12 protein-coding genes and 1 pseudogene are annotated in these 11,829 nt (G+C 72.8%); 5 read left to right on the top strand and 8 right to left on the bottom strand.

Annotated elements, in window-relative coordinates; translation table 11 throughout:
• Positions 1-76 precede the first annotated feature (76 nt).
• Positions 77-859 carry an HAD-IIA family hydrolase gene (locus AXW62_RS11250; protein ID WP_060944374.1) on the bottom strand — a complete coding sequence of 261 codons (783 nt, stop codon included), beginning with the start codon at positions 857-859 and terminating at the stop codon, positions 77-79.
• A 189-nt stretch (positions 860-1,048) separates the two neighbouring features.
• Here AXW62_RS11250 and AXW62_RS11245 point away from each other — a divergent pair, with 189 nt between their 5' ends.
• Positions 1,049-1,237, top strand: a complete 189-nt coding sequence (locus tag AXW62_RS11245; RefSeq protein WP_030839834.1) for an antitoxin — start codon at positions 1,049-1,051, stop codon at positions 1,235-1,237.
• A 119-nt stretch (positions 1,238-1,356) separates the two neighbouring features.
• Here the strand turns inward: AXW62_RS11245 and AXW62_RS11240 are convergent, their stop codons facing one another.
• Together AXW62_RS11240 and AXW62_RS11235 are read right to left on the bottom strand one after the other, a co-directional pair.
• Positions 1,357-3,069 (bottom strand): hypothetical protein, encoded by a 1,713-nt coding sequence (locus tag AXW62_RS11240; RefSeq protein ID WP_060944373.1) that lies wholly within the window; start codon positions 3,067-3,069, stop codon positions 1,357-1,359.
• 119 nt (positions 3,070-3,188) lie between these two features.
• A complete protein-coding gene (locus tag AXW62_RS11235; protein WP_060944372.1) occupies positions 3,189-4,391 on the bottom strand; it encodes an ROK family transcriptional regulator in 1,203 nt (400 codons plus the stop codon).
• Positions 4,392-4,446: 55 nt separating this feature from the next.
• Here AXW62_RS11235 and AXW62_RS11230 point away from each other — a divergent pair, with 55 nt between their 5' ends.
• Genes AXW62_RS11230 through AXW62_RS11220 form a run of 3 tightly spaced genes read left to right on the top strand, consistent with a single transcriptional unit; the run spans position 4,447 to position 6,231 of the window.
• A complete protein-coding gene (locus AXW62_RS11230; protein ID WP_060944371.1) occupies positions 4,447-5,547 on the top strand; it encodes a Gfo/Idh/MocA family protein in 1,101 nt (366 codons plus the stop codon).
• A gap of 40 nt (positions 5,548-5,587) precedes the next feature.
• A complete protein-coding gene (locus tag AXW62_RS11225; RefSeq protein WP_060944370.1) occupies positions 5,588-5,839 on the top strand; it encodes a hypothetical protein in 252 nt (83 codons plus the stop codon).
• The gene (locus tag AXW62_RS11220; RefSeq protein WP_060944369.1) at positions 5,839-6,231 is read left to right on the top strand and encodes a hypothetical protein; all 393 of its coding nucleotides are present in this window, start codon (positions 5,839-5,841) and stop codon (positions 6,229-6,231) included. The genes AXW62_RS11225 and AXW62_RS11220 overlap by 1 nt, the downstream gene beginning before the upstream one ends.
• Before the next feature lie 29 nt (positions 6,232-6,260).
• Here the strand turns inward: AXW62_RS11220 and AXW62_RS40700 are convergent.
• From AXW62_RS40700 to AXW62_RS11200, 5 genes and pseudogenes are all read right to left on the bottom strand, one after another.
• Positions 6,261-6,440, bottom strand: a pseudogene (locus AXW62_RS40700) (fumarylacetoacetate hydrolase family protein); the annotation flags it as partial.
• Between the two features lie 56 nt (positions 6,441-6,496).
• Complete coding sequence (locus tag AXW62_RS11215) at positions 6,497-7,171, bottom strand: YidC/Oxa1 family membrane protein insertase (protein WP_060944368.1); 675 nt, start codon at positions 7,169-7,171, stop codon at positions 6,497-6,499.
• 250 nt (positions 7,172-7,421) lie between these two features.
• Entirely contained in the window at positions 7,422-7,742 is a 321-nt protein-coding gene (locus AXW62_RS11210; protein WP_370682902.1) for a DUF6412 domain-containing protein, read from the bottom strand.
• Between the two features lie 187 nt (positions 7,743-7,929).
• Positions 7,930-8,712, bottom strand: a complete 783-nt coding sequence (locus AXW62_RS11205; protein WP_060944367.1) for a class E sortase — start codon at positions 8,710-8,712, stop codon at positions 7,930-7,932.
• Positions 8,713-8,904: 192 nt separating this feature from the next.
• On the bottom strand, positions 8,905-10,257 hold the full coding sequence (locus AXW62_RS11200; protein WP_060944366.1) for a DUF445 domain-containing protein: 1,353 nt from the start codon (positions 10,255-10,257) through the stop codon (positions 8,905-8,907).
• A gap of 245 nt (positions 10,258-10,502) precedes the next feature.
• Here AXW62_RS11200 and AXW62_RS11195 point away from each other — a divergent pair, with 245 nt between their 5' ends.
• Complete coding sequence (locus tag AXW62_RS11195; RefSeq protein ID WP_060944365.1) at positions 10,503-11,810, top strand: SGNH/GDSL hydrolase family protein; 1,308 nt, start codon at positions 10,503-10,505, stop codon at positions 11,808-11,810.
• The last annotated feature ends 19 nt before the right edge of the window (positions 11,811-11,829 follow it).

Here is an 11,829-nt window from a genome sequence, read left to right as displayed (position 1 = left end):
GGGGGGGCCCGCATCCGCGGCGGGCCCCCGCTGCGCCGTACGGGGGCATACGGGTCACCGATGGGTCACCGATGGGTCATACGACGCGTTCCACGAGGTCCGCGATGGAGTTGACGACCGTGGACGGGCGGTACGGGTACCGGTCCACGTCATCCATCTTGGTCACCCCGGTGAGCACCAGGATGGTCTCCATCCCGGCCTCGAGCCCCGCCCGCACATCCGTGTCCATCCGGTCGCCGATCATCGCGCTGCTCTCGGAGTGGGCGCCGATCGCGTTCAGCCCGGACCGCATCATCAGCGGATTGGGCTTGCCGATGAAGTAGGGCTCGCGGCCGGTCGCCTTGGTGATCAGCGCGGCCACGGAGCCGGTGGCGGGCAGCGCGCCCTCCATGGAGGGGCCGATCTCATCGGGATTGGTGGCGATGAACCGCGCACCGTCGTTGATCAGCCGGATGGCCTTGGTGAGCGCCTCGAAGCTGTACGTCCGGGTCTCGCCGAGCACCACATAGTCGGGCTCGGCATCCGTGAGGACGTAACCGATGTCGTGCAGGGCGGTGGTCAGCCCCGCCTCCCCGATGACGTACGCGGTGCCGCCGGGGCGCTGCTCGTCCAGGAACTGTGCGGTGGCCAGCGCCGACGTCCAGATGTTGGCCATCGGGAAGTCGAGCCCGATCCGGGACAGCCGGGCGTGCAGGTCGCGCGGGGTGTAGATGGAGTTGTTGGTGAGTACGAGGAAGGGCCGGTCGGCTTCCCGCAGCCGCTTGATGAAGGCGTCCGCACCGGGCACCGGTATGCCCTCGTGCATCAGCACACCGTCCATGTCGGTGAGCCATGACTCGATCGGCTTGCGCTCTGCCACTGGTTGCTCTCCGCTCGGAATCGGCCTCTGGCGACGACATCAGCCTAACCGGGGACGGAACCGGGGAGACCGCCCGCGTCCGGGCAACGCGATCCGTTCCGGCGCGACAGATCCGCACAGGTGTCTGATCCTGAGGGAGGGGCGGAATCCGCCCCTCCCTGGAACGAGCCGGACCGTAAGGAGGCCGCGATGGGCATGATGGACAAGCTCAAGGACGCGATCAGCAAGAACCCGCAGAAGGCCCGGCGAGGCGCTCGTAAGGGATCCGAGACCGCGGACAAGAAGACGGGCGGCGCGTACTCGGAACAGATCCAGACCGGCTCGGACAAGATCGACGACGAACTGCGCCGCCGGGGCGAGGGGCCCCGGGAGCAGTAGCTCGGAGGTCAGGGCATCCGGGCCCGGGGGCCTCGGGCCTCTGGGCCCGGATGCGGGGCGTCTGAGGCCAGGGCGTCTGAACCGAGGCGTCTGAACCTCGGGCGTCAGAGCCTCGGGCGTCAGACGCCCGAGCGCCGGGACTTCACCACGAGGACGGTGCCGCAGGTCACGAGCGCGGCGCTGATGACGCCGAGCCCCGCGAGCAGGGCGGTGTGCCGACCCGTCGCGGCGAGTTCGGGCATCCGCTCCTGTTCGCGCTCGTCGCCGGCTTCCTTGTGACGACCGCCCTCGGTGCCGGTGCCGGTGCCGGTCCCGGCGTCAACGCCGTTGCCACTGGTGGTGCTGGTGCTGGTGCCGGGATCGGTTTGGGGCTCCTGTCCGGCGTCGGTGCCGGTGTCGGCGCCAAGGTCGGTGCCGGTGTCGGTGTCGGTGCCGAGGTCGGTCTCGGTGTCGGTGTCCGTGCCAGTGTCGGTTTCGGCGCCCAGGTCGGATTCGTCGCTGGGGTCGGTGTCCGTGCCTAGCTCGGGTTCGGTACCGAGGTCGGTGTCCGTACCGGGGTCGGTGTCCGTGCCGGTGCCCGGCTCAAGGCCCTCGTCGAGGTCGGGGGCGGTGCCGGAACCGGTGTCGGTGCCCGTCCCCGTACCGGTATCCGCATCGGTGCCCGTTTCGGCGTCCGCGCTCGCGTCGGTGTTCACGTCGGTGTTCAGGTCCGCGTCCGCGCCGAGGTCGGTGTCCGCTCCGGCCTCAGCGTCCGTCTCGGCGCTGGGAGCGGTGTCGTTGTAGGCCTCCGCACCGACGTCGGCGCCCGTCTCCGTGTCGGCATCAGCGTCGCTGTCGGCGCCCGGCGGAACCGCGGCCGGACGGCTCTCCTTATGGCTTGGGCTGGGACTCTTCGTGCTGGTGTCAGGGCTGGCACTCGCACTCGCACTCGGTGTCCGGCTCGGCGAAATGGACCGGGTCTCGCCAGGAGCCCGTGTCGGAGCGGCCGTAGGGGTCCTGGAGGGGGCGGCCGACCGCGCACCGGGCTTCGTTTCGGCGTCGGCCTCGGCCCCGGCGTCGATGTCGGCATCCGCACCCGTACCCGCATCCGCACCTGCACCGACATCCGCATCCGCACCGACATCCGCGTCCCTGTCGGTAGCGGCCCCGGCGCCCACACCGGGCTCCGCCTCCCCGTCGCCCCCGGCTTCCGTACCGGTCCGCGCACCCGTGCCCGTGCCACCCGTGCCCGCCCCGGGCGCCGCTCTCCCGATGCGGAAGTCGTAGTCGTTCGACTGCCCCACCCAGTCGCCGTCGTCCGCACGCCGCTGTACGGCGATGGCGTTGGCCGTCACCGCCCCCTCGGGCGCGTCCGCGGTGAACCGCGTCCGCACCTGGACGTCGACGGCCTTGTGCGCGGGCACGGTGAAACCCTGGAAGTGGTTGTCGAAGACCCCGATGTTCTCGTCCTCGTCCGTCGTCTGGAAGGAGACGGTCCGCCAGGCGGCGCCGCCGTCCGCGTACGGGTCGAGGAACTCGAACTCGATGTGGCGGGGGCGCAGTTCGCGGCCCTGGTCGACCAGGACCGCGATGGGGTGGATCGCGCGGCAGCCGGTGTCCGTGGTGTTGCGCAGTTCGAGGTGGTAGCCGAGCCAGCCGCCGCCCCGGGCGTACTGATCCGGCCCGTCGCGCAGCCGGGCTTCGATCGGGAAGTCGGAGGCGTTCCGGTCCCCGCAGGCGGTGGCGGGCTCGGGCGCGGCGGCGTGCGCCGTAACCCCGTACAGGGCCGGGGCGAACGCGAGCGCGGCGGCCGGAAGGGCGGCTCGTAGGGGCAGTGCGGTGGGCAAGCGCATGAGTGACCTCTGCTGTCCTGCGGTGTGTCCCCGAGCACTCCGCTACATTCCTCGTCCGCACTCCGACACACCGCACACGGTCCGGATTGCCCCCGTCTGGCCGTCCGGATCCCCCTCGATCAGCCCAGTGCGAACAGCGGTGCCAGCACCAGCCGGGCGGCGCCTTCCACAACGGCCCGGCCGCCCCGCTCCACGATGTCCACGGGAACCGTGGGGCGGCTGGTGCGGGCGGAGTCCTCGGCGAGCATCGCGGCCACACCGCGCACGTAGGGCTCGGGGTCGGCCAGCACCACCCGGCCGCCCAGGAGCACCCGGTCGATGTCGAGCAGCCGTACCAGATTGGCCGCGCCGACCCCGAGCAGCCGCGCCGCGTCCTTACGGTCGCCGCGTGCGACGGCGGCGAGGCACAGCGCCTCCAGACAGCCGTGGTTGCCGCAGCCGCAGGGCGGCCCGTCGAGCTGGATCACCTGGTGACCGAACTCCCCCGCGTCGGTGCGCGCCCCCCGGTACACGCCCCCGCCGAGCACCAGCCCGGCGCCCAGGCCGGTGCCCAGGTGGAGATACGCGGACGACTCGGCGGTCCCGGCGGTCGTCAGCCCGAGCGCGGCGGCGTTGGTGTCCTTGTCGAGGACGACGGGCAGGGCGAGCCGCTCGGCGAGCGCGGCGCGCAGCGGGAAGCCGTCCCACTGGGGGAAGCCGGTGACGCGGTGCAGCACACCCGAGCCGTGGTCGAGCGGCCCGGGTGCGGCGACGCCGACGCCGAGCAGACCGCCGCCTGCCGGGCCGCCGGTACCGCCGCCCACCCCGCCACCGGACCCACCGACCGCCGCACCACCGAACCCGTCGCCCAGCGCACCACCGAGCCCACCACCCACCGCGCCGGCGGCGTCCGCGAGGAGCGCCCTGACCTCGGCGGTGGCCGCCGCGAGCGCCTGGCCCGCCCCCGCGCCGAAGTCGAACGGCGCCGTGCGGGCGGCGACCGGCGTGCCCGCGAGATCGACGAGGACCGCCGTCAGCTCATCGCGGTCGAGGTGCAGCCCGACCGCGTGGCGGGCGCCCGGGACCAGGCGGAGCGCGGTGGCCGGTTTGCCGCCGGTCGAGGCGCGCTGACCGGCCTCCGCCGCCAGGCCCTCCGCCCTCAGCCGGGCCGTGATCTTGCTGACGGCCTGGGGGGTGAGACCGGTGCGGTCGGCCAGCTCCAGCCGGCTGACGCCGTCCTCGCCCGCGTCGCGCAGCAGGCGCAGGACGAGTGCGGCGTTATGGCTGCGCAGGGCGGACAGGTTGGCTCCGGGCCCGGCCGCCCCCGAGATCGTGCTGTTCACCCACCCATTGTGGTCATCACTTGCGCTTTGGCAACAGTGTTGCCAAAGTGGCGGCATGGACGCCATGGATGACAGCAGCACCTTCCGAGTGGGACTGATCGGCTACGGCCTGGCCGGATCCGTCTTCCACGCCCCCTTGATCGCGGCCACCGAGGGACTGGTCCTGGACACCATCGTCACCTCCAGCCCGGAGCGGCAGCGGCAGGCCCGCGCCGAGTTCCCCGACGTCCGTCTCGAGGACTCGGCCGATGGGCTGTGGGGCCGGGCCGGTGAGCTGGACCTGATCGTCATCGCCTCCCCGAACCGCACCCATGTTCCGCTCGCCCGCACCGCCCTCGAGGCCGGGCTGCCGACCGTCGTGGACAAGCCGCTGGCCGCGACCGCCGCCGAGGCCGAGGAGCTGGCCGCGCTCGCCGGGGCCCGCGGGCTGCTGCTGAGCGTCTTCCAGAACCGCCGCTGGGACAATGATTTCCGCACCCTCCACAAGCTGCTCGCCGAGGGCGCGCTCGGCGACGTGCAGCGCTTCGAGTCCCGCTTCGAGCGGTGGCGGCCACGGCTCAAGGGCGGCTGGCGGGAATCCGGCGACCCGGCCGAGGTCGGCGGGCTGCTGTACGACCTGGGCAGCCACCTCGTCGACCAGGCGCTCACCCTCTTCGGCCCCGCCGAGTCCGTCTACGCCGAGGTCGATGTGCGCCGCCCCGGAGCCCAGACCGACGACGACACCTTCATCGCCCTCACCCACACCAGCGGGGTCCGCTCCCATCTGTGGATGAGCGCGACCGCCGCCCAGCTCGGCCCGCGCTTCCGGGTGCTGGGCAGCCAGTCGGGCTATGTGAAGTACGGCCTGGACCCGCAGGAGGCCGCCCTGCGCGAGGGGCTGCGCCCCGGCGACCCGTCGGCCGCATGGGGCACCGAACCGGAGAGCGGCTGGGGCCGGCTGGGGGCGGGAGAATCCCCGCTGACCGGCAGCGGGACCCCGGTGCCGACCCTGCCGGGCGACTACCCCGCGTACTACGCCGCCGTCGCCGCCGCCCTGCGCGACGGCACCCCGCCGCCGGTCACCGCCGCCGAGGCCGCGGCCGCCCTGCACGTGCTTGAGGCGGCCCGGGCGTCGGCCGCGGAGCACCGTACGGTCCGGATCGAGGCCCTGCCGTAAGCGAGGAGCCGAGCTTACTACCGCTGGTAGCATCCAGACCATGAGTGGTAGTAAAAAGTACTCGATCAGCCTGCCCGAAGACCTTGCCGAGACCGTGCGGTCCCATGTCGGCCCCGGCGGCTTCTCCGCCTATGTCGCCGAGGCATTGGACCAGCGGGTCGCCATGGACAAGCTCCGCGAGATCGTCACCGACTTCGAAACCGACAACGAGGAACTGACCCGCGCCGAAGTCGAGGCAGCCCGCGCCCTCCTGCGCCACGATCACCGCCGAGCGGACGAGAACGCCGCCTAATGCCCGGCACACTCCTGCTGGACTGCGAGGGGCTGTCCAAGATCTATCTCAAGGACCGTGCCATCGCGGCCTTCGTCCAGGCGGCGGCGGAGGAAGGCGTGCGGGTGGCCACCACCGCGATGACCATCTTGGAGGCCGGCTACGATCGCGTCCACCCTGCCCGCGTCAGGTGGGTCCTCTCCCGCATCGATGTCCATGACGTCACCAGAGAGGTCGCCGACAGGGCAGCACTGCTGCTCCGCACGCATCGCCTGCACGGCCACAAATACGCGATCGACGCGGTCCTGGCCTCCGTCGCGCACGCCGTTCCCGGGCCGGTGACCCTCCTCACGTCCGACCCCGAAGACCTGGCTCTGCTCTGCGGCCCCTCCGTCGACGTCGTCAAAGCCTGATCACGGCCCGCGGGCCCAGGGTCAGGGCGACCGTCGATCTCCAGCTCGACGACATCGCCGGCGCGGAGGTACGGCTTGGGCTCGGGACGGCCCATGGCCACGCCCGCCGGGGTGCCGGTATTGATGACGTCACCGGGGTAGAGGGTCATGAACTGGCTGAGGTAGCGGACCACCCGGGCCACCCCGAAGATCTGGTCCGCGGTGCTGCCACTCCCTTCAGGGACGTACAGCCCGCAAGACCTCGTTCACACCCTGGGACGGCGCGTCAACCGCGGTGCAGCAGGGCCCGTTCCACCGCCGTCCAGGTCGTGCTGGTCGCCAGGTACAGCGCCGCCGCCAGCGGCACCACGGCCGCGGTGACGAGGGTGCCGAACGACAGCAGCGGCAGCGCCCGGGCCACTCCGGGCGCCCCGGGGACGGTCGCCTTACGGGCGCGGAGGTACGTCCAGGTCGCCACGGCCGCGATCAGCGCGAAGAGCCCGAGGTAGACCAGGCCCGGCCCGCCGCCGAGCGCCCCGCCCCACCGGCCGCCGAGCGGGGCTCCGGCGAGCGTGTGGTCCAGCAGGTCTCCGGCGCCGCTGCCGGTGGAGAACACGTGGTACATGACGAAGAAGACCGGGAGCTGGGCGAGCGTCGGCAGACAGCCCGCCAGCGGTGACGCGCCCTCCTTCGCCTGCAGCTCCGCCATCGCGCGCCGCATCCGCTCGGGGTCGCCCTTGTGCTTGCGGCTCAGCTCGGTGATCTTCGGCGCGAGCGCGGCCCGCGCCTTCTCGCCGCGCACCGCGGCACGGGCGAGGGGGTGCAGTGCGGCGCGCACGCACACCGTGAACAGGACGATGGCGGCCGCCGCCGCGGACGCGCCGAAGAGCGGGTCGAGGCCGTTCGCCATGGTGGTCAACAGGGTGCCGAGGGAAGAGAAAAGCGAGGAGAAAAGGGACATGGGGAGCCCTCCGCGGGTCTCGTCGTGCCGAGGTGTCGGAACACCTGGGTGCCGGGGCCCCGGGCGCCGGAACACCGGGCGCCGGAACGCCTGGGTGCCGGAACACCGGATGCCGGGGTGCCGAAATCCCGGGAGAGCCGGAGTCTCGGCGCTGGAAAGACATCGGCGTGACGAGCCGCGTGGCGCGGCGATACGGATGGACGCGGGGTGTGATGCGGGGTGTTACGGGTGCGTCGGGTACGGATGCGCGCTACGCGGCCGTCGGCAGACGACGGCCCGGCGCCCGTGGCCGGGGACGCCCCGAGGCATCGGGATCGCGCTGGGGCAGGAACGCGGTACGGCGCTCCCGGTCCCGTATCGCGGTGCGAACCCACCCCGCGGGGGCGGGTATCCGGCCGCGCGAAGCGAGGACCGCGCAGGTCAGCAGGGCCGTGGCGACGGCGGCCGTGGTCGCGACGGTGGCGGCGAGGGCGACGGTGCTCACCACTCCGCTCTCGGCCAGCAGAAACCCGGTCAGCAGGAACAGGCAGACGCCCAGATGCATCCGCAGCACTTCGAGTCGGTGCGTCACGCTCGCGTCCCCTCCCTCCGGCCGGTCTCCCCTCCTGGCTCCGCCAGTCTAAACGGCCCCACCGACAGACCGTGATCCGGCCGCGAAGGGCGGGCCCGGAGGCGTCGGCGGGGGCCCGCTTGGCCCCCGCCGCTCACCCTCCCCGGCCCCGGATCGACCGGGGCCACGGCCCGCGAACGCCCAGGCGTCAGGGCTCATCGGCCCCGTCGGCAGTCCGCGGCTCGGCCGATGTCAGGCGGGCCCAGACCACCAGGCGGTAGCGGGAGGTGAATTCGGGGGTGCAGGTCGTCAGCGTGAGGTAGTAGCCCGGTTCGGTGTAGCGGTAGCGCGGATGGGCGGAGCTGTACGGCACCCGGGCGATCACGGTGCCGTCCGCGGGCGAGGTGCGCGGCAGGGTGCGTTCGACCGTGTACGTGTAGCGGGCGCCGGCGGTGTCGATACGCACCGTGTCGCCCGGACGCATCTCGTCCAGCCGGCGGAAGGGTTCGCCGTGCGTATTGCGGTGGCCCGCCAGGGCGACGTTGCCCGCCCGGCCCGGCTGGGCGGTCTGCGGATAGTGGCCCACATAGCCCTTGTTGAGCACCCCGGCCCGGTTGATGCCCTCGGCGATGGGCGCCGTAAGGCCGATGCGCGGGATCCGGAGCACGGCGTACGCCTGGTCCCGGCGCGGCCCCCGTCCCCCGCCCCCGGCCGTCCGGTCACGGTCGCCCCGGCCGCCGCCGGAGGGGTCGGAGGAGTCAGCGGTGCGGGAGCGCGTCGCCCCCGGCTCCGGGGCGGACCCGGCGGGCTCGTCCCGCCACTGCCGCTCCAGCACCGCCACCTCGTGCCGCGCGTCCGCCCTGGCCTGCCGGTTGGTCCACCACAGCTGGTGGACGACGAAGAGCAGCACCACGACCCCGAGGGTGACGGCGAGTTCACCGGCCGTCCACAGCCCCCGGGCGAGCACGGCACGCCCTCGACGACGTCGCACGCGGGCACCATAGGGCAGGCTGCGCGCACCTTCCAGAGCCGGGACACGGCCACCCGCCCAGCGCCACAAGCCCGCGACCACCCGCCCAGCGCCCACAAACCCGCGGCTACCCACCCAGCCCCCACAAGCCCAAACCAACCCACCCAGCGCTCCCAAACCCACGACCCCCACCCAGCCCCCACAAGCCCGCACCTACCCACCCAGCGCCCGCGAGACCGTGTAGATCACCAGCCCGGCGAGGGCGCCCACCACCGTGCCGTTGATCCGGATGAACTGCAGATCCCGTCCGATGTGCGCCTCGATCTTCCGCGAGGTGTGCTCCGCGTCCCAGCCCGCCACCGTCTCGGTGATCAGTGAGGTGATTTCGTTCCGATACGTCGTCACCACATAGACGGCGGCGTCCTCGAGCCAGCCGTCGACCTTTCCCCGCAGCCGCCGGTCCGTCACCATCCGTCCGCCCAGCGACAGAATCGCCGCCCGCGCCCGCAGCCGCAGTTCACTGCGCTCGTCCTCGGCCGCCGCGACGATCATCGACCGCACCGAGGCCCAGGTGGAGGCGATGAGGTCCTGGACGTCGCCACGGCCCAGCACCTCGCTCTTGAGCCGCTCCACCCGCGCCCGGGTGTCGGTGTCGGACCGCAGGTCCCCGGCGAAGTCGGTGAGGAAGCGGTCCAGGGCGCCGCGCGCCGGATGGTCCGGCATGTCGCGCATCTCCGTCACGAACCGCAGCAATTCCTTGTAGACGCGCTCGCCGACCTTGCGGTCCACGAACCGCGGCGTCCAGCCGGGGGCGCCGCCGGCGACCGCCTGCATCACCGACTCGTTGTGCTCCACCAGCCAGTCGTGGGCGCGCAGACACACCAGGTCCACGGCGCGGCGGTGGCCGCCCTCCGCGACCACCCGCTCCAGCAGCTTGCCCAGGCCCGGCGCGATCTCCTGGGTGGCCGCGCGGCGGTTGATCGCCTCCCCCACCACCGCCTGCACATCGGAGTCGCGCAGCACCGTGAGCGCACCGCGCAGCGCGGTCGCCAGTTCGGCCGTCACGCGGTCGGCGTGCTCGGGGTCGGCCAGCCAGGCGCCGAGCCGGCTGCCGATGCCGACCGCGCGCAGCCGCATCCGTACGACATCGCCGGACAGGAAGTTCTCCCCGACGAACTCCCCGAGGCTGACCCCGAGCTGATCCTTCTTGGTCGGAATGATCGCGGTGTGCGGAATCGGCAGCCCCATGGGCCGCCGGAACAGCGCGGTGACCGCGAACCAGTCCGCCAGGGCGCCCACCATGCCCGCCTCGGCGGCCGCGGCGACATAGCCGGTCCAGCCGCCGGCGCCGGAGGACCGCGCCCAGGTGGCGAGCGCGTACACCAGTGCGACGCCGAGCAGCAGGCCGGTGGCGAACGCCTTCATCCGGCGCACCCCGCGCCGCCGCTCCGCGTCGAGGGGGCCGTCCGCGGCGAACGGCACGGCCGCGCCCCGGGGCGGCGGGGCCGCCGTCTGACCAGTCGTTCTCCGCTCCATACGCTCCACCCGGTCGAGCCGTTCCCCCATGCATTGTCTCTTTCCGGTCTCAGTCACCCATGGGTGGAACGAACGGTGAGTTCCCGTCGTCTGTCCGGGGGAGCGACCCAGCACACTGGGGGCAGGCCGACAAGCGGAGCCGGGTCCCACCGTGGGATCATGAGATACCGACCGGACCGCATCGGCGCTGCCGGATGAACTCGCCGTTCCCGTCCACTCCGGAGCCTCGGGCTCCGTCCGCCCGAGGAGACAAACCGCTCATGAGCGTGCCCCCTATGCCCAGACGCACGGGGTATGCCGTGCTCGCTGCGCTGGCGGCTGTGGTGATCCTCGTCTCCACCGCGATATTCATCGGGCTCCGCGGTGACCACGGCGGTACGGACTCCCGTGCCCAGGGGGCCCGCGGTTCGGCCGCCCCGGCCTCGGCCGGGGCCTGGGTGGGCACCTGGTCCACCTCGGCCGCCGCCGCCGAGCCGAGGACGCTGCGCGGCTTCTCGGGCATGTCGATACGGAACGTGGTGCACACCAGCATCGGCGGCTCCAGCGCCCGGATCCAGCTCTCCAACTTCTACAGCAGCCAGCCGCTGACGATCACGCATGCCTCGCTGGCGCTGGCCGCCGCCCCCAGCAACCCCACCGCGGCGGCCGGTACCATGCGCCGGCTCACGTTCGACAACCGCTCCTGGGTGACCATCCCGCCCGGCAAGGCGGCCACCAGCGACCCGGTGCGGCTCGCCGTCCCGGACGCGGCCGATCTGCTGGTGACCACCTACAGCCCGCAGGCGTCCGGCTCCGTCACCTACCACCCGCACGCCCGCCAGACGTCCTACCTGGCGCGTGGCGACCGTACGGAGGACACGGCGGGCGCCGCCTACACCGAACAGAGCCCGTACTGGCGCTATCTGACCGGCGTCGACGTGTGGTCGAAGGAGGCCGAGGGCGCGGTCGCGGTGCTGGGCGACTCGATCACCGACGGCATCACCTCCACCGCCGGGGCCAACCACCGGTGGACCGACTTCCTCGCCGAGCGGCTGCGCAGCGAGCCCGGGGCGCCCCGCTTCGGCGTGCTCAACCAGGGCATCAGCGGCAACCGCGTGCTGAGCGACGGCACACAGTTCCCGCCCAACAACCCCAGCGGACTGTCCCGTTTCGACCGCGATGTGCTGTCCCGTACGGGCGTGAAGGCCGTGGTCATCGAGCTGGGCGTCAACGACATACTCCGCATCCCCCACCAGACCGACCCGGACCGGATCGTAGGGGGTCTGAAGCGGCTGACCGAGCAGGCGCACACCCGGGGCCTGCGGGTCATCGGAGCCACCCTGACGCCCTTCTACGGGCACCGCGGCTACACCCCCCGGCTGGACGCCGTGCGCGAGCAGGTCAACGCGCGGATCCGCGCCGGGAAGGTGTTCGACGAGGTCGTGGACTTCGACAAGGCGCTGCGCGACCCGCTCAGCCCGCTGCGGCTGCGCCCGGCCTACGACTCCGGCGACCATCTGCACCCGAGCGACCAGGGCTACCGGGCGATGGCGCGCGCCCTGGACCTGGACCACCTGCGGGGCCGGGCCGCGGCCGAGCTGTAGCCCGCCCCGTGCGGCCCGG

The sequence above is a fragment of the Streptomyces hygroscopicus subsp. hygroscopicus genome (assembly GCF_001553455.1).
Classification (GTDB): domain Bacteria; phylum Actinomycetota; class Actinomycetes; order Streptomycetales; family Streptomycetaceae; genus Streptomyces; species Streptomyces hygroscopicus.
The sequence above is the reverse complement of the archived record's forward strand: the minus strand, read 5'-3'. Positions and strand labels throughout refer to the sequence as shown.